This window comes from Thermobacillus xylanilyticus (genome assembly GCF_907165215.1).
Lineage (GTDB): Bacteria > Bacillota > Bacilli > Paenibacillales > Paenibacillaceae > Thermobacillus > Thermobacillus xylanilyticus.
Window position 1 is genome coordinate 1 of record NZ_CAJRAY010000007.1, and the last position, 328, is coordinate 328.

A 328-nucleotide genomic window follows, 5' to 3' on the forward strand; every position below is an offset into this window, starting at 1 on the left:
CCTAAATTCCATCAGCTTGATTCAACATTTCATTCGCATCCGGTTTTCAGGGTGCAAATTTTCCTGTATAATGGAATACACACCCCCTCATTCCCCGATAGCTCAGTCGGTAGAGCACTCGGCTGTTAACCGAGTTGTCACAGGTTCGAGTCCTGTTCGGGGAGCCACACGCTCTCATAGCTCAGTTGGTAGAGTGCATCCATGGTAAGGATGAGGTCACCGGTTCGATCCCGGTTGAGAGCTCCAGCTTTTTTTCTCCTTCTCTTTTGTGGCCCGTTGGTCAAGGGGTTAAGACACCTCCCTTTCACGGAGGTAACAGGGGTTCGAA

At 50.3% G+C, this 328-nt stretch carries 2 tRNA genes; both read left to right on the forward strand.

The annotated features are described in order from the left end of the window. Window positions 1-91 precede the first annotated feature (91 nt). A tRNA-Asn gene (locus tag KJQ12_RS01940) sits at window positions 92-167 on the forward strand. A gap of 3 nt (window positions 168-170) precedes the next feature. Continuing rightward, window positions 171-246: transfer RNA gene (locus KJQ12_RS01945), tRNA-Thr, on the forward strand. Window positions 247-328 lie beyond the last annotated feature (82 nt).